This window comes from Sphingomonas sp. AP4-R1, from assembly GCF_013113735.1.
GTDB lineage: Bacteria > Pseudomonadota > Alphaproteobacteria > Sphingomonadales > Sphingomonadaceae > Sphingomonas_I.
The window spans coordinates 1,527,259-1,547,791 of sequence record NZ_CP053346.1 but is presented as its reverse complement, the minus strand read 5'-3'; the positions used below and the strand labels follow the sequence as shown (position 1 = coordinate 1,547,791).

General features: G+C 67.2%; 14 protein-coding genes and 1 pseudogene. 10 read left to right on the top strand and 5 right to left on the bottom strand.

Going from position 1 to position 20,533, the window contains the following annotated elements:
• The first annotated feature begins 214 nt into the window (after positions 1 to 214).
• Positions 215 to 1,606, top strand: coding sequence for a sugar transferase (locus HL653_RS24135; protein ID WP_253718007.1), 1,392 nt, complete (start codon positions 215 to 217; stop codon positions 1,604 to 1,606).
• A gap of 203 nt (positions 1,607 to 1,809) precedes the next feature.
• Here HL653_RS24135 and HL653_RS07530 read toward each other — a convergent pair whose 3' ends face one another.
• The 4 genes from HL653_RS07530 to HL653_RS07515 form a co-directional block, all read right to left on the bottom strand.
• The gene (locus tag HL653_RS07530; protein WP_171743975.1) at positions 1,810 to 2,526 is read right to left on the bottom strand and encodes a DsbA family protein; all 717 of its coding nucleotides are present in this window, start codon (positions 2,524 to 2,526) and stop codon (positions 1,810 to 1,812) included.
• A 20-nt stretch (positions 2,527 to 2,546) separates the two neighbouring features.
• The gene (locus HL653_RS07525; RefSeq protein WP_171743974.1) at positions 2,547 to 3,917 is read right to left on the bottom strand and encodes a M48 family metalloprotease; all 1,371 of its coding nucleotides are present in this window, start codon (positions 3,915 to 3,917) and stop codon (positions 2,547 to 2,549) included.
• A 67-nt stretch (positions 3,918 to 3,984) separates the two neighbouring features.
• Positions 3,985 to 6,663, bottom strand: coding sequence for a ribonuclease E/G (locus HL653_RS07520; RefSeq protein WP_171743973.1), 2,679 nt, complete (start codon positions 6,661 to 6,663; stop codon positions 3,985 to 3,987).
• A gap of 434 nt (positions 6,664 to 7,097) precedes the next feature.
• A complete protein-coding gene (locus HL653_RS07515; protein WP_171743972.1) occupies positions 7,098 to 7,253 on the bottom strand; it encodes a hypothetical protein in 156 nt (51 codons plus the stop codon).
• A 228-nt stretch (positions 7,254 to 7,481) separates the two neighbouring features.
• Between HL653_RS07515 and HL653_RS07510 the strand changes: the two are divergent.
• From HL653_RS07510 to prfB, 4 genes and pseudogenes are all read left to right on the top strand, one after another.
• Positions 7,482 to 8,225 (top strand): annotated as a pseudogene (locus HL653_RS07510) (N-acetylmuramoyl-L-alanine amidase); the annotation flags it as partial.
• On the top strand, positions 8,225 to 8,965 hold the full coding sequence (locus HL653_RS07505) for a class I SAM-dependent methyltransferase (RefSeq protein WP_171746835.1): 741 nt from the start codon (positions 8,225 to 8,227) through the stop codon (positions 8,963 to 8,965). The pseudogene HL653_RS07510 and the gene HL653_RS07505, both read left to right, overlap by 1 nt.
• A gap of 134 nt (positions 8,966 to 9,099) precedes the next feature.
• The gene (locus tag HL653_RS07500) at positions 9,100 to 11,565 is read left to right on the top strand and encodes a penicillin-binding protein 1A (RefSeq protein WP_171743970.1); all 2,466 of its coding nucleotides are present in this window, start codon (positions 9,100 to 9,102) and stop codon (positions 11,563 to 11,565) included.
• 159 nt (positions 11,566 to 11,724) lie between these two features.
• Positions 11,725 to 12,852: a peptide chain release factor 2 gene (gene prfB / locus HL653_RS07495; RefSeq protein WP_171743969.1), complete on the top strand. Its 1,128-nt coding sequence runs from the start codon at positions 11,725 to 11,727 to the stop codon at positions 12,850 to 12,852.
• A gap of 281 nt (positions 12,853 to 13,133) precedes the next feature.
• Here the strand turns inward: prfB and HL653_RS07490 are convergent, their stop codons facing one another.
• A complete protein-coding gene (locus tag HL653_RS07490; RefSeq protein ID WP_171743968.1) occupies positions 13,134 to 14,354 on the bottom strand; it encodes a PQQ-dependent sugar dehydrogenase in 1,221 nt (406 codons plus the stop codon).
• A 149-nt stretch (positions 14,355 to 14,503) separates the two neighbouring features.
• Here HL653_RS07490 and rimP point away from each other — a divergent pair, with 149 nt between their 5' ends.
• The 5 genes from rimP to infB all read left to right on the top strand — a co-directional run bounded on the left by rimP (position 14,504) and on the right by infB (position 20,396).
• Positions 14,504 to 15,028: a ribosome maturation protein RimP gene (gene rimP, locus HL653_RS07485; protein WP_171743967.1), complete on the top strand. Its 525-nt coding sequence runs from the start codon at positions 14,504 to 14,506 to the stop codon at positions 15,026 to 15,028.
• A 7-nt stretch (positions 15,029 to 15,035) separates the two neighbouring features.
• Positions 15,036 to 16,658, top strand: coding sequence for a transcription termination factor NusA (nusA, locus tag HL653_RS07480; protein WP_171743966.1), 1,623 nt, complete (start codon positions 15,036 to 15,038; stop codon positions 16,656 to 16,658).
• Entirely contained in the window at positions 16,658 to 16,891 is a 234-nt protein-coding gene (locus tag HL653_RS07475; protein ID WP_171743965.1) for a 4-oxalocrotonate tautomerase family protein, read from the top strand. Before nusA ends, HL653_RS07475 begins: the two co-directional genes overlap by 1 nt.
• 97 nt (positions 16,892 to 16,988) lie before the next feature.
• The gene (locus HL653_RS07470) at positions 16,989 to 17,675 is read left to right on the top strand and encodes an RNA-binding protein (protein ID WP_171743964.1); all 687 of its coding nucleotides are present in this window, start codon (positions 16,989 to 16,991) and stop codon (positions 17,673 to 17,675) included.
• 66 nt (positions 17,676 to 17,741) lie between these two features.
• Positions 17,742 to 20,396 carry a translation initiation factor IF-2 gene (gene infB, locus HL653_RS07465; RefSeq protein ID WP_171743963.1) on the top strand — a complete coding sequence of 885 codons (2,655 nt, stop codon included), beginning with the start codon at positions 17,742 to 17,744 and terminating at the stop codon, positions 20,394 to 20,396.
• The last annotated feature ends 137 nt before the right edge of the window (positions 20,397 to 20,533 follow it).

Sequence of the window (20,533 nt, the reverse complement as noted above, 5' to 3'; positions counted from 1 at the left end):
ATGGCAAGGTGCGATACAATTGTTTAATGGCTTTTCGCACAGATGATCCGAATAGGAATGGCTGTGTCCCGCTTGTTCTGGGGGGTGACAGAACCGGTGCGATCCAGTCTTGATGCAGGGCGGTTTCAGGTGAGGGGCGGGGTGGAAACGCGCAAGATCAAAACGGCGCTCGCGGTATCCTGTCGATGCCGGGCCGAGCCAGTGCGTGTCTGAGATGAAACTCGATACGCCAGTCGCCATGTCGAGGCAGGCGCGATCCGGACGGAGCGCGCCTTCGGAGCTGCAATCCCTGCGGCTGCGACTGTGCCTGCTCGTCCTCATCGTCGATTGCCTGGCCATCCTCGCCGGTTGCCTCGTCGGGAATCTGCTCCGCTTCGGAGATCTCTGGGCCGATCCCGGCATCAATCTCTTCGCCGCCGTGCTGCCCGTTTATGTCGGCATCGCGATCAACAGCGATGCGTTCGGATCGGATACGCTCTCCGATGTGAACAGCGGCATGTCGCGCGCCGTGCTCGCCTATATGTTCGCGATTCTCGCGGTGCTGTTCATCTCCTTCTACATGAAGGCGTCCACCGAGCTGTCACGCATGGCGTCCGGCGTGGCGCTGCTCTCCACCTTCATCGCGCTGGCCGGCGGCCGCCTCGCCTGTTCCGCCTACATCAAGCGCAAGACGGGGATGCACCTCTTCTACGATCTGATGATCCGCGACGGGGTGGAACTGGCCGCGCCGCCGAACATGATCGTCGTCGATACCGACACGACCAACCTGCATCCCGATCTCCACGATCCGCACATGCTGGATCGGCTGGCGGCGCAGCTGCGCGGCGTCGATCGCGTGGTGATCGCCTGCCCGCCCGAACGGCGCCTGATCTGGTCGCTCCTGCTCAAGGGATCGAGCGTCAACGGCTATATCCTGTCGACCGATCTGGACACGATCTCCCCGATCGGGATCGGCAGCCTCTCCGGCCATTATACGCTGGCGGTGGCCTGCGCGCCGCTGGATCTCAGCCGCCGCTTCACCAAGCGGGTGCTGGATCTGGTGATCACGATCCCCGCGCTCATCTTCCTGTCGCCTCTGCTGCTGGCGGTCGCGCTGGCGGTGAAGCTCGACAGCAGCGGCCCGGTCCTGTTCCGCCAGCCGCGCGTGGGCCGGGGCAACCGCATCTTCCTGATGTACAAGTTCCGCTCGATGCGGAACGATCTCACGGATCGCGCCGGCGCCCGCTCGGCCTCGCGCGATGACGATCGCATCACCAAGATCGGTCGCCTGATCCGCTCGACCAGCATCGATGAGCTGCCCCAGCTCTTCAACGTGCTGCGCGGGGACATGAGCCTCGTCGGCCCGCGTCCCCATGCCTTGGGCAGCCTCGCCGGCAATGCGCTCTTCTGGGAAGTGGACGAGCGTTACTGGCATCGCCACGCGCTGAAGCCGGGCCTCACCGGCCTCGCCCAGATTCGCGGCTTCCGTGGCGCCACGCCCGATCGCGAGGATCTCGCCAACCGCCTCAACGCCGATCTGGAATATCTCGCCGGCTGGACGCTCTGGCGCGACATGTCGATCCTGTTCGGCACGCTTCGCGTGATCGTCCACCCCAACGCCTATTGAGGGTTGGCTAATTCCGGACCGGGGGGACGACCTCCGGACATGTTTAAACCCGTTCGTGTTTAGCGAAGTCCAAGCACGTGCTGCACACGACACAGCTGAAGCCCGTCCTTCGAAGTAGTTTACCCTGAGCGCCTGCCTTGGCAGGCAGTCGAAGGGCTCAGGACGAACGGGGTTTTCTCTCGGGAAGCTGTAGGCTGGTTACCTTACGATTTCCGCGCGTCGGCCACCGCCTTGGCCAGCGCATCATAGCCGACCGCGCCGCTCAGGAATTCGTCGCCCACCACGAAGGCGGGCGTGCCGCTCACGCCCAGCCGCCCGGCCAATGCCATGTTCGAGGCGATCTCGGCGCTGATGTCGTCGCCTTTGCCCTCGCCGGCCAGCTTGCCCGCATCGAGCCCCACCGCGGAGGCTACCTTCGCGATCGTCGCCTTGTCCGGGCGGCCCGCCTGGAACAGGCCCTTGTGGAACGGCAGATAGCGATCGCCGTCCTTCGCCACCGCCAGCGCCACCCGCGCCGCCGCCACGCTGTCCGGTCCCAGCACCGGGATCTCGCGCCACACCACTTTCAGGTCCGGATTTTCGGCCAGCAGCCGCGCCACGTCCGGCAGGCTGGCCCGGCAGTAACCGCAGCTATAATCGCTGAACATCACGAGCGTGACTTTGGGAGACTGGCTGCCCGCCCAGGCGCTGCCGAACGGTTTCTGCAGCGCCATCCGGTCCGCATCGATCGCCTTCGCATTCTCGCGGGCCTGCAATTTCTGCATCGCCTCCGGAATGATCTCCGGATGGGCGAGGATATAATCGTGGACGATCGCCTCGATCGCGGCCTTGCCCGCCACCGGTGCGCCGGCCTGCTCCGCCACGGCGCGCGTGCCGATCGCACCACCCGCCACGCCGACCAAAGCTGCCACGCCCGCCATCAACCAACCCTGCCTGCGTGTCACCTACGTCTGCCCTTCTTGTTCTGTGCTTCGTCGCGCGCGGTCAGCGCGATGTCCTGCGCGCGGATATAATCGGGCGTGCCGACCGGGATGCCGCGCATCGCCATGTCCGCGCTGCGCGCCGCCATGCCCGGATTACCTTCGAGGCTGAATTTTTCCGCCGTCGCCAACGAGGCGCGCGGCTCGTCGCCCAGCTTGGTGTAGACAAGGCCGAGATTGTACCAGGCGAACGGATTCTCATTGTCGCGCTGCACCGCCACCTTCAACACCTTCGATGCCTCGGCCAGATTGGCGGGATCGTCGCTCGCGACCAGGGCGTGGCCCAGCGTGGAGGAAATGAGCGGATTGCTGCCCGATCGCGCGGTCGCCTCGCGCAGCGGCGGGATGGCCAGCACCGGCTTGCCGCTCTCCAGCAGGATCTGCCCCTTCAGCTCCAGCAGATAGGGATCGTGCGGCGCGGTCGCCACCAGCCGGTCTATCTCCTGCACCGCGCGTTCGGGATAGGCGCCGCGATGCCAGGCATAGGCCCTCGCATACATCGCCTCCGCGCTCTGGTTCGTCTCCGGATATTTGCGGAGGACCAGATCGGGATCGTCCATATAGCCGACCAGCTTGCCCTTGATCCGCAGGAAGCGCGCCTGCAGCACCGGATCCAGCGGCTGGTTCCAGTAAGGCTCGCCCGACAGCGTATCGCGCAGGAACCGTTCGCGATCGTCGGTCATCGGGTGATCGACGTCATAGGTGTCGATCTTCGTGTAGCTGGGCGTGAGGCGATATTCCTCGCGGCGCAGCTTGGCGAAGAAGGTCACCATGCCCTTGCCGGAGAGGTGCGCGTCGGTCAGGTGGCGCACGGCCGAAGCGTCGGCCGAGCCTTCCTGCTGGCGGCTATAGGCCATGAACTTGCCTTCGGCCGCCGACTGGCCCGCCATCATCGCGGCCATGCCCGCCTCGGGCGCACCCGCCGCCATCGCGGCGGCGCCCAGCAGCAGCGAGAGCAATGTCACCCGCATCGCCGAACTGGCGGCCAGGCCGGTGCGGACGGCATCGCCGCCCTCGATATGGCCCAGCTCGTGCGCGATCACGCCCTGCAGCTCGTTATAATTGTCCGACTGCTCGATCGTGCCGGAATTGATGTAGATGATCTGGCCGCCGGCGACGAAGGCGTTGATCGAATTGTCGCCGACCAGCACCAGCTTCAGCGCGCCCGGCGAGAGCCCGGCCGACTTGGCCATGCCCGCCGAGATTTCCTGCATGAACTGCTCGGTCTCCGCATCGCGCAGGATCGATTGCGCGGCGACGGGCTGGGCGGCCAGGACGAGGCCGACCAGCCCGGCGATCGCGGCGCGGAACGAACGGGTCAGGCGAGCCATCGCCCGATCCTTCGCTCCGCGCCGCTGAACCACGACTGAAGATCCCTCTAGCGGGAGACGGGCGCGCTCAGGCGCCGAACGTCCGCTGCCACCAGCCGCGACGGGGTGCCTCGGCATCGCCTTCCGGCTGCTCGGCAGCGTCGGCGGGCGCCTCTGCGTCCACGTCGGCTGCGGGAGCCGGTGCGGCGACAGCCTCTTCCACGACGGCCGCAGCCTTCGCAGGCGCCTTGCGACGGCGCGGGGCCTTGGGCGCAGGCGCCTCCTCCACGACCGGCTCGGCCACGGGAGCCTCAACCGCCTCGGGCGCAGCCTCGGCGGCGGCAGCCTTGCGGGTGCGACGACGACGCGGCGCGGGCGCCGCTTCCTCGGCCACGGGCTCGGGCGCCGCCTCGACCACCGGTTCCGGCTCGACCACGGCCGTTTCCACCGCCGGCTCGGCAGCGACATCGGCCTTCTTGGCACGCGAACGACGACGGCGCGGCGCGGGGGTTTCCTCGGCAGCCTCGACGACGGGCTCGGCCGGGGCGTCTTCCGCCGTTACCGTCTCGACGACGGGCTCGGCATCCGCCTCGACGACGGGCGCTTCGGCTTCACGCGATCCACCGCGACGACCGCCCCGACGGCCACGACGGCCACGGCGCGAGCTGCGCTCGCCCTCGCCTTCCGCGGCGACGGTCTCGCCCGTCTCAGCCGGCTCCTGATCGGCATCGGCTGCGACGGTCTCGTCCGCCTCGCCTTCGTCCTGCGCCTCGTCGGACGCGGCCTCGGCGCCCTCGGCGCCCTCGGCGCCTTCGCCTTCCTCGCGACGACCGCCACGACGGCGGCGGCGGCGACGACGACGACGGCCGTCACGATCGCCACCCTCGCGCTCGCCGGCTTCGCGATCGGAACGCTCGCCGCGCTCCTCCTCGGCGTCGCCCTCAAACTCCTCGGCCTCGTCCATCTCCTCGATCAGATCGTCATCGTCGATCTCGATCTCGACCGGCGCAGGCAGACGCGGCGCATGGCTCGGCGGCGGGCCGCCGGCCTCCACCGTCATGCGCGCGCCTTCCGGCGTGCCGTCGCTGACGATCTCGATCGTCACGCCGTAGCGATCCTCGATATCGGCCAGTTCGGGGCGCTTGCGGTTCAGCACATAGAGCGCCGCTTCCTGGCTGGCGCGCAGGCGGATCTGGCTGCCACGGCCGCGCGCGGCCTCCTCTTCCAGCAGGCGCATCGCCTGCAGGCCGGACGAGCTGGCGGTGCGGATGAAGCCCGTGCCCTCGCAATGGTGGCAGACGCGCGTCGAGGCTTCGAGCACGCCGGTGCGCAGGCGCTGGCGGCTCATCTCGAACAGGCCGAAGCCGGAGATGCGGCCCACCTGAATGCGCGCGCGATCGCTCTTCAGCGCTTCCTTCATCGCGCGTTCGACCTTGCGGTTGTTGCTCGACGATTCCATGTCGATGAAGTCGATCACGACCAGCCCGGCCATGTCGCGCAGGCGCAGCTGGCGGGCGATTTCGTGCGCGGCTTCCAGATTGGTCGCGGTCGCGGTCTGCTCGATATTATGCTCGCGCGTCGAACGGCCCGAGTTGATGTCGATCGAGACGAGCGCCTCGGTCGGATTGATGACCAGATAGCCGCCCGACTTCAGCTGGACGACCGGCTGATACATCGCCGCCAGCTGATCCTCGACGCCGAAGCGCTGGAACAGAGGCGTCGCATCCTGATAGGGCAGGATCTTCTTGGCGTGCGTCGGCATCAGCAGCTTCATGAAGCTGCGCGCCGCGCGATAGCCGTCCTCGCCCTCGACGATCACCTCGTCGATATCCTTATTGTAGATATCGCGGATCGCACGCTTGATCAGATCGCTGTCGCGATAGATTTCGGCGGGCGCGGCGGACGTCAGCGTCTTCTCGCGAATCTCGTCCCACAGGCGGGCGAGATAATCGAAGTCGCGCTTGATCTCCTGCCGGGTGCGCTGGAGGCCGGCCGTGCGGACGATGCAGCCCATCGAGCTCGGCAGGTTCAGTTCGGACAGGATCGACTTCAGCCGCTTGCGATCGCCCGCATTGGAGATCTTCCGGCTGATGCCGCCGCCGTGCGACGTGTTGGGCATCAGCACGCAATAACGGCCGGCGAGGCTGAGATAGGTGGTCAGCGCCGCGCCCTTGTTGCCGCGCTCTTCCTTCACGACCTGGACCAGCAGCACCTGGCGGCGGCGGATCACGTCCTGAATCTTGTAGCGGCGGCGCAGGTTCATGCGGCGCTGGCGGAGCGACTCCACGGCGGAGCTGTCGTCGGCGCCGGCCGAAGTCGGCCGGGGCACATCCTCGCCCTCGCCATCGGCGCCATAATCCTCGGCGGCATCCAGCGTTTCGCGGCCGCCATCGTCATCGAGCCGTTCGACCGCCTCGATATCGTCCTCGTCCTCGTCGTCGCCGGCCTCGCGGGCACGCAGCGCCTCTTCCTCGGCGGCATGCTCGGCTTCCTCACGCAGGAGCGCCTCGCGATCCTCCTTGGGGATCTGGTAATAATCCGGGTGGATTTCCGAGAAGGCCAGGAAGCCGTGACGGCCGCCGCCATAATCGACGAAGGCCGCCTGCAGCGACGGCTCCACGCGCGTTACCTTGGCGAGATAGATATTGCCCTTGAGCTGCTTGTGCTCTTCGGACTCGAAATCAAACTCTTCTACGCGGTTTCCCTTGACGACGGCCACGCGGGTTTCCTCCCGGTGGCGCGCGTCGATCAACATACGCATGCTCATTAAAAGATCTCCGGGCGCCGCTGCGATCATTGCGCGCGGCGCGATTCGACGGCTTCGCTCCCGGAACGCCAGTGGCGCTGCGGGCGACGATGCCGTCGTATGTTGTGAACAATGCCTCTGCGGCACGGCCACCCGAAGCGCGATGCGCTCCGGCGACGCCCTCGCCCGCGTCGACAATCGCGACATCGGACAGGAGGGAAAAATGGCTCATGCGGCTTCAACCTGATTGCGGCCAACGCTTCCCAGCGGCGGCACATCCGTATCCGAGGCGAGGTTCGCCACAAATCGGAGCCGTATAGCTAGCATCGCCCCCGGCTATCGGCAAGGACGGAACATCGGATGAAATGATGGAGAGATCGTCGCAATCGCGGTGACGGGAACGTCGCGCGCGCAAGGAAAACAGAAATGAATCCTCCCCGCAGGGAGGATTCGGATCAGTTGACGGCCGCGGCCTTCCGGCCGGAGATCAGTTCGTTGAGAACGACGATCCGGGCACGCTCCTGCGTCCAGTCCTGCTCCGGATGCGCCTGAATGCGATCGAGCAGCGACCTCAGTTCCTTGGCATAATCGTCATGCGAGTGGTCGGGCATCTCCGTCTCCTTCGTCCTCTGGTGGGATTGCGGGGAAACGCACGAGGCCCGTGAAAAGGCGCGAACGCTCCACCGCCCGACGGATTCCCTTTGAGACGATCCTCCGTTAGAGCCCCGGCCGTGCGCGCTTTTCTCTGCCTCGCCTGCCTCGTCGCAGCGCCCGTGATCGCCGCGTCGCCGCCCAACCGTGCCGTGGCCGACATCCCCCCACGCCCTTCGCGCTTCCGGCTGCCCCCCGTCGAGGGCCCGGCCAAGGCGAGCCTGCCACTGGTGGTGATCGATGCCGGCCATGGCGGCCACGATCCCGGCTCCTCCTCTGCCAAGGGCGACACGAACGAGAAGGATGTCGCGCTCACGATCGCCAAGGCGATCCGCGACAGCCTCGTCGCCTCCGGCAAGGTGCGGGTGGCACTCACCCGGTCCGACGACCGCTTCCTCGTGCTGGCCGAGCGGCGCGAGATCGCGCGGCGGCTGCGCGCGGACCTGTTCATTTCGGTCCACTGCGACAGCGCGCCCACGGCCGCCGCGCGCGGGGCGAGCATCTACACGCTCTCCGAAACCTCGTCCGACCGTGTCGCCTCCGCTTTGGCCGCGCGCGAAAACAAGGCGGACGTGATCAACGGCGTCGATCTTTCCCGCGAGACGAACGACGTCTCCTCGATCCTGATCGATCTCGCCCAGCGCGAGACGATGAACGTCTCCTCCGCCTTCGCCACGCTCGTCCAGCGCGAGCTGTCGCCGCTGATCGGCCTGAAGCCCGACTTCCACAAATATGCCGGCCTGATGGTGCTGAAAGCGCCGGACGTACCCTCGGTCCTGCTGGAGACGGGTTACATCTCGAACGACGACGATCTCGCGCTGCTCACCTCGAAGAGCTATCGCGAGAAGATCGCAACCGGTATCCGTCGCGCGGTCGAGGCCCATTTCGCCCGGCAGCGCATCGAGCGCACCGAAGACAGGGAGGATCCGTGATGAAGTTGTTGCACCGCCTGGGAGCCGCTTTTCTCCTCTCCACTGTCGCGCTGGCGCCCGCCGTCGCGCAGGTTTCCATCTCCGCCGCCGTGGCGGACAAGGGTCGCCCGCAGGCCGACAAGGATCGCGACGCCGATCGCAAGCCCGCCGAAATGCTGAAGTTCGCCGGCGTGAAGGCAGGTATGACGGTGGTGGATACGCTGCCCGGCGCCGGTTACTTCACGCGCCTCTTCTCCGATGTGGTCGGCCCCAAGGGCAAGGTGATCGCCTACATCCCCGATGAGATGCTGGTGAAGAGCCAGACCGCGCTGGAGCGCGCCAATGCCGCCGCCGCCGGCCGCTCCAACGTCGAGGTGGTGCACGATCCGCTGATGGCGCCGCCGCCGCAGGGCGTGGCCGATGTCGTCTGGACCTCGCAAAATTATCACGATCTCCACAATATGGCGGGCGTCGACGTGGTCGCCTTCAACCGCCTCGTGCTGCAGATGCTGAAGCCGGGCGGCGTCTATGTCGTGCTGGATCATGCGGCGGCGGCCGGTTCGGGCCTCGCCAACACGAACGATCTCCACCGGATCGATCCCGCCGCGGTGAAGGCCGAAGTGGTCGCCGCCGGTTTCGTGTTCGACGGCGAGAGCAAGGTGCTCGCCAACCCCGCCGACAAGCATGACCTGAAGGTGTTCGATCCCTCGCTGCGCGGCAAGACCGATCAGTTCGTCTATCGCTTCCGGAAGCCCAAGTAAGGACGCCGACGCTTCGTGACTCTCCCTCCGTCATTCCCGCGCAGGCGGGAATCCATGGCCCCGGCGTTCGTTCTTCTCGTGAAGGCCGCGCGAATGGATCCCCGCCTGCGCGGGGATGACGGGCGAGGTGTGGCATGAGGATCGCACTTCGTCGCGGCGGCGGTTCGTCGTCTTTGCCGCCGTGGCTCGGCAAACGCTGGGTCCGCTGGCTGCTGGCTCTGTTCGGCCTGCTCGCGATCGGCTGGGCCATTTTCTGGTTCCTGTTCATCCGCGGGCTTCCGTCCACGGATGCCTTGCTCGCCTACGAGCCGCCTCTGCCCACCAACGTCCGCTCGATCGACGGCACGCCCGTTTACAGCTTCGCGCGCGAGCGCCGGGTGGAACTGGGCTTCGACGAACTGCCCAAGCCGCTGATCGAGGCGTTCATCTCGGCCGAGGACAAGACCTTCTTCCACCACAGCGGCGTCAATCCGCTCACCTTCCTGAACGGCGTCTACGAATATGTGACGAAATACGGATCGGGCGAGCGCGCGCACGGCGGCTCGACGATCACCCAGCAGCTCGCGAAGAATCTGCTGATCGGCGACGAATATTCGCCCTCGCGCAAGATCCGTGAGGCCGTGCTGGCCGTCCGCATCGAACAGGTGCTGACCAAGCAGCAGATCCTCGAACTCTATCTCAACCAGATCTTCCTCGGCCGGAACGCGTATGGCGTGCAGTCCGCCGCGCGCGCGTATTTCGGCAAGGACGTGGATCAGCTGACCCTGCCCGAGGTCGCCTATCTGGCGATCCTGCCCAAGGCGCCGTCCAATTACGATCCCGATCGCCATGAGGATCGGGCCAAGGAGCGCCGCGCCTATGTGCTGCGCGAGATGCACGCCAACGGCTATATCACCGGCGATCAGCAGGCGGCCGCCGATGCCGCTCCGCTCGGCACCGTGCCCCGCTCCGACGCGCGCCGCGATGTCGAGCGCCAATTCGAAGGCCACTTCATGGAGGAGGTCCGCCGCGAACTGATCGATCGCTATGGCGAGGCGGACGAAAAGGGCAATCACGGCGTCTATACGGGCGGCCTGTGGGTCCGCACCTCGCTCAATCCGGTGATGCAGAAAGCAGCCGAGCAGGCGTTGCGGCAGGGCCTGCTGCGCTACGATTCGGCCGGCGGCTGGCGCGGGCGCGTCGGCGCGATCGATCCCGGCGCGGGCTGGCAGGCGGCGCTGCGCAAGCTCAATCCGCTGACCGGCCTGCCCGAATGGCGCGCGGCGGTCGTGCTGGAAAAGTCATCGGGCACCGCCACGATCGGCTTCATGGACGGCAGCCAGGGCAAGCTCCCCACCTGGGGCGCGAACCAGCCCAAGCGCGGCGTCGGCGGCCGCGCGTTCGATTTCCTGAAGGCGGGCGATGTCGTGCTGGTCGCGCGCTCGGGCGATGCCTGGGCGCTGCGCTCGATCCCGGTCGTCTCGGGCGGCTTCGTCGCGGAAAATCCGCATACGGGGCAGGTGCTGGCGATGCAGGGCGGCTTCGATCCGCGCGAGCCTTTCAATCGCGCCACGCAGGCGCTGCGCCAGCCGGGCTCGGCCTTCAAGCCGATCGTCTATTCGGCCGCGCTCGAGAGCGGCATGACCCCCGCCTCGATCATCGACGATTCCCCCTTCTGCGTGTTCCAGACAGCGTCGCTCGGCACCAAATGCTTCCGCAACTTCTCCGGCGGCTATGCCGGCCCGCAGACGATGCGCTGGGGCGTCGAGCAGTCGCGCAACCTGATGACGGTGCGCGCCGCCAGCCAGACCGGCATGGACAAGGTGGTGAGCCTCGCCAAGGCGATGGGGGTGGGCACCTATCCGCCCTATATCGCTTATTCGCTGGGCGCGGGCGAAACCACGGTGCTGCGCCTCACCAACGCCGTCGCCATGCTCGCCAATCAGGGCCGCAGCCTGAAGCCGACGCTGATCGATTATGTGCAGGATCGCCACGGCAAGGTGATCTGGCGCGCCGACACGCGGCCCTGCGAGGGCTGCAACGCCAAGGACTGGAATGGCGGCGCCATGCCCCGCCCCGCCCCGCGCGGCGGCCAGGTGCTGGATGCGATGAGCGCCTATCAGATGGTCCACATCATGGAGGGCGTGGTGCTGCGCGGCACCGCCACCGCGCTGCGCGATCTCGGCCGGCCGATGTTCGGCAAGACCGGCACGAACAGCGGCCCCACCAGCGTATGGTTCGTCGGCGGCTCGGCCGATCTCGTCGGCGGGCTCTACGTGGGCTTCGACAAGCCCCGTCCGCTCGGCGGCTATGCGCAGGGCGGCACGATCGCGGCGCCGATCTTCCGCCAGTTCGCGGCAACAGCGATGGAGGGCATGCCGGTCGTCCCCTTCAAGGCGCCCGCCGGCATCCGCATGGTCCGCATCGATCGGCGGACGGGCAAGAAGGTGTTCAGCGGCTGGCCGGACCCGGGCGAATATAAGCCCGCGATCATCTGGGAAGCGTTCAAGCCCGAGAGCGAGCCCCGCCGCGCGGTCGGCAAGCCCGAGCCCGTGATCGCCAAGCCCGACAAGGTCCGCTCCGATAGCGACTTCTTGGCAAGGGAGGGGGGCATCTACTAGATGCACACCCGTTCGGTTCGAGCAGCATCGAGCGAAGCCGAGATGCGCCCGTCGAGAACTTTCGTTCGCGAGGCGACCAGCGCCTTCTCGACTTCGGTTCTCGACAAGCTCGAACCTCCGCTCGAAGCGAGCGGGCAGATTTTGTAAGGACCGAAGATCATGCGCGCCGAAGCGCAAGCCCATATCGATCAGATCGACGCCGCGATGGCGCTGGTCCGCCGCTTCCTCGACTGGGACCGCGCCGTGCGCCGGCTCGACGAGCTGAACAATCGCGTCGAGGATCCCAAGCTCTGGGACGATCCCAAGCAGGCGCAGTCCGTGATGCAGGAGCGCCGCCGCCTCGACGAATCGATCACCGCGGTCAACATGATCGGGCGCGAGCGGGATGACACGATCGAGCTGATGGAGATGGCGGAGGCCGAGGGCGACGAGTCGCTGGTCGATGAAGGCGTCGCCAGCCTCGCGGCGCTGGCCGAGCGCGCGGAAACCGACAAGATCAAGGCGCTCCTCGCCGGCGAGGCCGACGCCAACAACACCTATGTCGAGGTGAATGCGGGCGCGGGCGGCACCGAAAGCCAGGATTGGGCCGGGATGCTCCAGCGCATGTACACGCGCTGGGCCGAACGGCGCGGCATGAAGGTGGAGCTGATCGACCATCATTCGGGCGAGCAGGCCGGCATCAAGTCCGCCACCTTGCTGCTGAAGGGCGAAAATGCCTATGGCTATGCGAAGACCGAGAGCGGCGTGCATCGCCTGGTCCGCATCAGCCCCTATGACAGCGCCGCGCGCCGCCACACCAGCTTCGCCAGCGTCTGGGTCTATCCCGAAATCGACGACAATATCGAGGTCAGCTACAACGAGAGCGACCTGCGCATCGACACCTATCGCGCCTCGGGCGCCGGCGGCCAGCACATCAACACGACCGATTCGGCCGTCCGCATCACGCACATCCCGACCGGCATCGTCGTGCAGTGTCAGAACCAGCGTTCGCAGCACAAGAACAAGGCCGAGGCCTATAACCAGCTCCGTGCGCGGCTCTACGAGCGCGAGCTGGCGATCCGCGAGCAGGCGGCCAATGCCGAGAACGCGACCAAGACCGACATCGGCTGGGGCCACCAGATCCGCAGCTACGTGCTGCAGCCCTATCAGCTGGTGAAGGATCTCCGCACCGGCGCCACCTCCACCGCCCCCTCCGACGTGCTGGACGGCGACCTCGACAAGTTCATGGCCGCAGCTTTGTCGCAGCGCGTGACGGGCGAGACGGTGGACGTGGAGGATGTGGACTGAGGAACGCTGCCCGCGCTGTTACGCGGTTTTCCAGCTACCTCTTTCATCGTGCTCCTGCGGACGCAGGAGCCCGGGGCTTCACGCGCACCCCTCGTAACTCTGGGCTCCTGCGTTCGCAGGAGCACGGCCGCTACGTTCTCGCGTTCAAGGATATTCGCGTCTTCCGTTCACACTGAGCCTGCCGAAGTGCCGTTCTTCTTCTCCACCACCCGGGAGAGAAGAAGGACGGTGCTTCGACAGGCTCAGCACGAACGGTTCGAGATAGCTCGCTAAAGCCGACCCTACTTCTTCGGCGTCAGCTTCAGGACCGAGCCGGGATAGGCATCCTCCAGCAGCCACAGGGCGCCGTCCGGAGCCACCGCCACGTCGCGGATGCGCTTGCCCATGTCCCAGCGCTCGGCTTCCTTGGCGCCGCCTTGTCCGTCGAAGGTGACGCGGACGAGCGACTTGGTGGGCATCCCGCCGATGAACGCCGAGCCGGCCCATTCCGGGAAGGCCTTGCCGTCATAGAAGCTCAGCCCACCCGGCCCGATCACGGGCACCCAATAGACGACCGGCTTCGCCAGATCGGGGCGCGTATCCGGACTCGGGATCGGCACGCCATTATAGTTCATGCCGTAGGAGACGAGCGGCCAGCCGTAATTCTTGCCCTTCTCGATCAGGTTCAGCTCGTCGCCGCCGCGCGGGCCATGCTCCACTTCCCAGAGCTTGCCGGCCTTGTCGAAGGCGAGGCCGTAGGGCGTACGGATGCCGCTCGCCCAGATTTCGGCGGGTGCCAGATTGGGGCCCTTCACCGGCACCATCTTGGTCGGCGCGGTCTTCGCCTCCTCGGTATCGCCGGGGGGCGCCATGAACGCGACCGAGGCCGCACCCGTCTTGCCCTCGCCAGGATTGCCGGGGGCCGGCTTCCCGTCGAGCGTCAGGTGGAGGATCTTGCCGAGCGGGCTGTCCGGATCCTGCGCGGGCGTGAAGCGCATCCGCTCGCCGACCGTCAGGAACATGCTCCGCCCGTCGGGCGCGAAGGCGATCACGCCGCCATATTGGCCGCCGTCGCCCTTGGGCAGTTCGCGCCAGATCACCTGCAGCCCTTCGATCTTCGCCGTGCCGGCCGACTCGGCGATATGGGCACGCGCCACCGCCAGGCTCGCGCCGCCGTCACCCGGCTCCGAATAGGTCAGGTAGATGAAGTGATCCTGCGCATAATGCGGCGAGACGAACACGCCGAGCATGCCCGCCTGCCCCTTGAAGAATACGGGCGGCGTGCCCGTCACTTCGGTCTTTTCGCCGGTCTGCTTGACGATCCACAGGCCGCCCGGCTTCTCGGTGATCAGCATCCGGCCGTCGGGCAGGAAGGCGATCTTCCAGGGCATGCGCAGCTTCGTGACCTCGGTCACGACGAAAGGCGGGGTCGCGCTCGGCTTGGTGGCGCCGGAATTGACCTGAGCGCAGGCGGGCGCCGCGATGGCGAGCGCAATCAGGCCGGCCGAAGTGTGAAAACGCATGATCGTCCTTCTCATGGTTGGGAGCCGCTTGCCGGGAAAGCCTAGCAGGTCTATATGGCGGATGTCCCCTCGACATTGGAAACTCTGGCGAGGCCGGTGCCCCCAGGGCTCCGGCACGGGCCGGTGCATCCATTCGTCGACGAGAAGACATGACCGATATTAGCGTGATCGCCAAGCTGATCGAGCCGGAGGCCAAGGCCCTGGGCTTCGATCTCGTGCGCGTCGCGATGTTCGGCGGCAAATCCGATCCGACGCTGCAGGTGATGGCCGAGCGACCGGACACGCGCCAGCTGGACCTGACCGATTGCGAGGCCCTCTCGCGCCGCATCTCGGAGGTGCTGGACGAGGCGGACCCGATCGAGGAGGCGTACCGGCTGGAAGTCTCCTCCCCCGGGATCGATCGCCCGCTCACGCGGCTGAAGGACTATACCGACTGGCAGGGCTATGAGGCGCGCATCCGCCTGGCGGAGCCGCTGGAAGGCCGCAAGCAATTCGACGCCACCCTCTCCGGCATCGAGGGCGACACCGTCCTCATCTATGCCGAGCGGGTCGGCGAAGTCTCCATCCCGTTCGGGCAGATCGCCAGCGCCAAGCTGCTTCTGACCGACGCTCTCATCAAGGCCACCGCGCCGCTCTCCACCGAGGGCGCGGATACGATCTCACAGGAAGGGTAACAGCAAAATGGCCACTTCAGCCGTTTCCGCCAACAAGGCTGAGCTGCTCGCCATCGCCGACTCGGTCGCGCGCGAGAAGCTGATCGATCGCGCGATCGTGATCGAGGCGATGGAGGACGCGATCCAGCGCGCCGCCAAGTCGCGCTATGGCGCGGAAAACGACATTCGCGCCAAGATCGACACCAATGTCGGTGATCTGCGCCTGTGGCGCGTCGTCGAGGTGGTCGAGCAGGTCGAGGATTATTTCAAGCAGGTCTCGGTCGGCGACGCGCAGAAGCTGCAGAAGGGCGCCGCCGTCGGCGACTTCATCGTCGATCCGCTGCCCCCGATCGAATTCGGCCGCATCGCGGCGCAGGCCGCCAAGCAGGTGATCTTCCAGAAGGTCCGCGATGCCGAGCGCGAGCGCCAGTATGACGAGTTCAAGGATCGCGCGGGCGAGATCATCGTCGGCACGGTGAAGTCGGTCGAGTTCGGCCATGTCGTCGTCAATCTCGGCCGCGCCGAGGGCGTGATCCGCCGCGACCAGCAGATCCCGCGCGAAGTGCTCCGCAAGGACGATCGCGTCCGCGCCGTCATCCTGAAGGTCGTGCGCGAAAATCGCGGCCCCCAGATCTTCCTGAGCCGCGCGCACCCCGATTTCATGAAGAAGCTGTTCGCGCAGGAAGTGCCCGAAATCTACGACGGCATCATCGAGATCAAGGCCGCCGCCCGCGATCCGGGTTCGCGCGCCAAGATCGGCGTGATCAGCCGCGATTCCAGCATCGATCCGGTCGGCGCCTGCGTCGGCATGAAGGGCAGCCGCGTACAGGCCGTCGTGCAGGAGCTGCAGGGCGAGAAGATCGACATCATCCCCTGGTCGCCCGACAATGCCACCTTCGTCGTCAACGCGCTGCAGCCGGCCCAGGTCGCGCGCGTGATGATCGACGAGGAAGAGGAGCGGATCGAGGTCGTCGTGCCCGACGATCAGCTGTCGCTCGCGATCGGCCGCCGCGGCCAGAATGTGCGCCTCGCCAGCCAGCTGACCGGCAAGGCGATCGACATCCTGACCGAGGCCGACGCGTCCGAGAAGCGCCAGAAGGAGTTCGTCGAGCGCTCCGAACTGTTCCAGCAGGAGCTGGACGTGGACGAGACGCTGGCGCAGCTGCTGGTGGCCGAAGGCTTCTCCAGCCTTGAGGAAGTGGCGTACGTCGAGGTCGAGGAACTCGCCCAGATCGAGGGTCTGGACGAGGAGATCGGCGGCGAGCTGCAGAATCGCGCGGTCGAGGCGATCGAGCGTCAGGAGGCTTCGCATCGCGAGGCGCGCCAGGCGCTGGGCGTCGAGGATGCGGTGGGCCAGCTCCCCTACATCACCGAGGCGATGCTGGTCACGCTCGGCAAGGCCGGCATCAAGACGCTGGACGACGTGGGCGATCTCTCCACCGACGAACTGATCGAGAAGCCGCGCGCCGAGCCGCGCCGCCGCAAGGAAGGCGCGCCCGCACCCAAGCCCGACAAGGGCGGCGTGCTGGCGGGTTATGGCCTGTCGAACGAGCAGGGCCAGGAGATCATCATGGCCGCGCGCCAGGCCGCCGGCTGGTTCGGCGACGAGGAGGTCGCCGAGGACAGCACCGAGGAGGCAAGCGAGGCCTGATGCCTTTCGTCCGCATCGAACTGGCCGGCTCCGCCACGCGCGAGCAGAAGGCGGCGCTCGTCGCCGACGTCACCCAGTCGCTCGTCGAGCGGCTGGGCAAGCCGGCTGGCGCGGTGCAGATCGTGATCGCCGAGCATTCGACCGAAAATTATGGCGCGGCCGGCATCCTGCTGGCCGATCGCGCGGCTGCGGCCCCGACACAGGAGGTCGCACCCGCGAATGGCTCACGATGAGAACCGCTCGGTAGCGCCAGCCTCTTCTCCCCTCCCGCCTGCGGGAGGGGTTGGGGGTGGGCATCCTGCCTCCAACGAAAAGCACCAGAAACCCGACATGGTCATATCGCCCACTCCCGCAAGCGGGGGGGCCGATGACGACCTGCCCGAGGCCCCCGAACACACCAAATCCGATCCGGAGCGGACCTGCATCCTCTCCGGCCGCAAGGCCGCGCGCGAGGACCTGATCCGGCTCGCGCTCGCGCCCGATGGCAGCGTCGCGCCCGATATCCGCGCCCGAGCGCCCGGCCGGGGCGCGTGGATCGGCGTGGATCGCGCGACGCTGGAGCAGGCGATCGCCAAGGGCCGCCTCACCAAGGCGCTGGCGCGCGCGTTCAAGGCCTCCGTCACCGTCCCCGCCGATCTGGCCGACCAGATCGAGAAGGCGCTGGAACGCGCCGCGCTCGACCGGCTCGGGCTGGAGGCGCGCGCGGGCGCATTGCTCACGGGCAGCGAGAAGATCGTCGATGCCGCGCGCAAGGGCTCGGTCGATCTGCTGCTCCACGCGCGCGATGCCGCAGCCGACGGCACGCGTCGGCTGGATCAGGCGCTGCGCGTCGGGCTCGGCGTGGAGGGGAGTGGCGAGCAGGGACTCGTAATCCCGGCCACACGCGCCATATTGTCGATGGCGCTGGGGCGGGAAAATGTGGTACATCTCGCCTTGATCGCGCCAGCCGCTGCTGCGCGCGTCTCTCATGCGCTAGGCCGGTGGCGCGGCTTTATTGGACGAGATGACGGCCCCTGACCCCTGCGATCCTTCGCAGGGCAGCAATGGGTGCATGACAGGTTTTTGAAGGGTTCGGGTTACCAGATGAGCGATAACGACAAGCCAAAGCTCGGAATGCGCGCGCCACTGGGCGTGCGCCGCACGGTCGAGACGGGCAAGGTCAAGCAGAGCTTCAGCCACGGCCGATCGAACACGGTCGTCGTCGAGGTCAAGAAGGCACGGACTTTCCGCAAACCGGGCGATCCCGCTCCGGTGGCCGAGCCCGAGGTGCAGGCCGCCGTCGAGGTCGCGCCGGAGCCCGTGGCCGTGCAGGCGCCGCAGCCGCAGCCGGTGGCTGCGCCCGTCGCACCGCCGCCCCCGCCCCGCCCGCAGGCGCCGATCCCGGCCGCCCGTCCGATGACGCCGCTGGAGCGTCGCGAACAGCAGGAGCGCCTGCTGCGCGAGGCCGACGAGGCGCGCATGAACGCGCTGGAGGAAGCCCGTCGCCGCGAGGAGCGTGAGCGCATCGAGGCCGGCGAGGAAGAGAAGCGCCGCGCCGAGGAAAAGGCGCGCGCCGCCGAGGAGCAGGCCGCCGCAGCGGAGGCCGCTCCGGCCGCCCCCGTGGCACCCGCCGCGGAAGCTCCGGCACAGCCCGCCGCCGCAGCCCCTGCCGAGGGCGCAGCCCCCGTCGCGGCGGCTCCGGAAGGACAGGCAGCGGCACCGGCTTCGGCCGCCCCCGCATCCACCGCTCCGGCATCGACGTCCACGTCGACCATGCCGCCGCCGCGTCGCTTCACGCCCGTGATCGCGCCGAAGCGTCCGGAGCCTGCGCGCCCCGTCACGCGCGGCCGCCCCGGCGACGATCGTCGTCAGGCCGGCAAGCTCACCGTCACCAAGGCGCTGGACGATGATACGTCGTCGGGCCGCGCCCGCAGCCTCGCCGCGCTGAAGCGCGCCCGCGAGAAGGAAAAGCGCGCCCATCAGGCAGGCGGCCCGCAGGCCAAGCAGGTTCGCGACGTCGTCGTGCCGGAAGCGATCACGGTGGCCGAACTGGCCAATCGTATGGCCGAGCGGACCGCCGATCTGGTGAAGGCGCTGTTCAAGATGGGCACGCCGGTCACCTCCAATCAGGTGATCGATCAGGATACGGCCGAACTGCTCGTGTCCGAATTCGGCCACAACATCCGCCGCGTCTCGGATAGCGATGTCGACATTCAGGCGGAAACCGATGTCGATAGCCCGGATACGCTGCAGCCGCGTCCGCCGGTCGTCACGATCATGGGCCATGTCGATCACGGCAAGACCAGCCTGCTCGATGCGCTGCGCGGCACCGATGTCGCCGCCGGCGAAGCGGGCGGCATCACGCAGCATATCGGCGCCTATCAGGTGACGCAGAAGGACGGATCGAAGATCACCTTCCTCGATACGCCCGGCCACGAAGCCTTCAGCGAAATGCGCGCGCGCGGCGCTGACGTGACCGACATCGTCGTGCTCGTCGTCGCCGGCGACGACGGCCTGCGCCCGCAGACGATCGAGTCGATCGCGCACATCAAGGCGGCGAACAAGCCGATGATCGTCGCGATCAACAAGATGGACAAGCCGGGCAGCAACGCCCAGCGCGTCCGCGAGGCGCTGCTGCAATATGACGTGCAGGTCGAGGAAATGGGTGGCGACACCCAGGACGTCGAAGTGTCGGCGCTCGCCAAGACCGGCCTCGATCAGCTGATCGAGAAGATCCAGCTGCAGGCCGAGCTGCTCGAACTGACCGCCAACCCCGATCGCGACGCCGAAGGCGTGGTGATCGAGGCGACGCTGGACAAGGGTCGCGGCCCGGTCGCGACGGTGCTCGTCCGTCGCGGCACGCTCAAGACCGGCGACGTCTTCGTCGTCGGCGCGGAAAGCGGCAAGGTGCGCGCCCTGATCGACGACAAGGGCAAGCAGGTGAAGAAGGCCGGCCCGTCCGTGCCGGTCGAGATTCTCGGCCTGTCGGGCGTGCCGCTGTCGGCCGATCCGCTGTCGGTGGTCGAGAATGAGGCGCGCGCGCGCGAGGTCGCGGCCTATCGCGCGGGCGTCATCCAGCAGAAGCGCACGACGAGCGCGCCCGCCAGCCTGGAATCGATGTTCTCGGCGCTGCGCCAGCAGCAGGCCCAGCAGTTCCCGCTGGTCGTGAAGGCCGATGCGCAGGGTTCGGTCGAGGCGATCGTGAGCTCGCTCAACAAGATCTCGACCGATCTCATCCAGGTCCGCATCCTGAATTCGGGCGTCGGCGGCATCACCGAGAGCGACGTGTCGCTCGCGGCGGCGTCGAAGGCTCCGATCATCGGCTTCAACGTCCGCGCCAATTCCAAGGCGCGCGACAACGCCACGCGGGATGGGGTCGCGCTCAAATATTATGACGTGATCTACGATCTTCTGGACGATATCCGCGCCGCCATGGCCGGCCAGCTCGGTCCGGAATATTTCGAAACGGTCGTCGGCCGCGCCGAAGTCCGCGAAGTCTTCTCCGCCGGCAAGCACGGCAAGGCGGCGGGCCTGCTCGTCACCGAGGGCTTCATCAAGAAGGACCTGCGCGCGCGCCTCACCCGCGACGACGTCATCGTCTACAACGGCAAGATCGCCTCGCTGCGTCGCTTCAAAGACGACGTGGCCGAGGTTCGCGCCGGCCTGGAATGCGGCGTCACGTTCGAGGGCTCGACCGACATCAAGGCGGGCGACTTCCTCGAAACGTTCGAGGTCGAGGAACGCGCACGCACGCTGTAACAGATCGTCCCCGGCCGTATTTCTTGCGGCCGGGGATGGAGCCCCTCCCAGATTCGTGTTAACCTCTGGTTAACCACTGATTCGGGGAAGTCGGGGGCCATATGTTCAGATCCGCTATTCTTGCGATTGTCTGTTCG

Bases quoted from the DNA above. Each gene is read 5' to 3' on its own strand.
- HL653_RS24135 (WP_253718007.1), top strand. From the start codon at position 215: ATGAAACTCGATACGCCAGTCGCCATGTCGAGGCAGGCGCGATCCGGA.
- HL653_RS07530 (WP_171743975.1), bottom strand. From the start codon at position 2,526: ATGGCGGGCGTGGCAGCTTTGGTCGGCGTGGCGGGTGGTGCGATCGGC.
- HL653_RS07525 (WP_171743974.1), bottom strand. From the start codon at position 3,917: ATGGCTCGCCTGACCCGTTCGTTCCGCGCCGCGATCGCCGGGCTGGTC.
- HL653_RS07520 (WP_171743973.1), bottom strand. From the start codon at position 6,663: ATGAGCATGCGTATGTTGATCGACGCGCGCCACCGGGAGGAAACCCGC.
- HL653_RS07515 (WP_171743972.1), bottom strand. From the start codon at position 7,253: ATGCCCGACCACTCGCATGACGATTATGCCAAGGAACTGAGGTCGCTG.
- HL653_RS07505 (WP_171746835.1), top strand. From the start codon at position 8,225: ATGAAGTTGTTGCACCGCCTGGGAGCCGCTTTTCTCCTCTCCACTGTC.
- HL653_RS07500 (WP_171743970.1), top strand. From the start codon at position 9,100: ATGAGGATCGCACTTCGTCGCGGCGGCGGTTCGTCGTCTTTGCCGCCG.
- prfB (WP_171743969.1), top strand. From the start codon at position 11,725: ATGCGCGCCGAAGCGCAAGCCCATATCGATCAGATCGACGCCGCGATG.
- HL653_RS07490 (WP_171743968.1), bottom strand. From the start codon at position 14,354: ATGCGTTTTCACACTTCGGCCGGCCTGATTGCGCTCGCCATCGCGGCG.
- rimP (WP_171743967.1), top strand. From the start codon at position 14,504: ATGACCGATATTAGCGTGATCGCCAAGCTGATCGAGCCGGAGGCCAAG.
- nusA (WP_171743966.1), top strand. From the start codon at position 15,036: ATGGCCACTTCAGCCGTTTCCGCCAACAAGGCTGAGCTGCTCGCCATC.
- HL653_RS07475 (WP_171743965.1), top strand. From the start codon at position 16,658: ATGCCTTTCGTCCGCATCGAACTGGCCGGCTCCGCCACGCGCGAGCAG.
- HL653_RS07470 (WP_171743964.1), top strand. From the start codon at position 16,989: ATGGTCATATCGCCCACTCCCGCAAGCGGGGGGGCCGATGACGACCTG.
- infB (WP_171743963.1), top strand. From the start codon at position 17,742: ATGAGCGATAACGACAAGCCAAAGCTCGGAATGCGCGCGCCACTGGGC.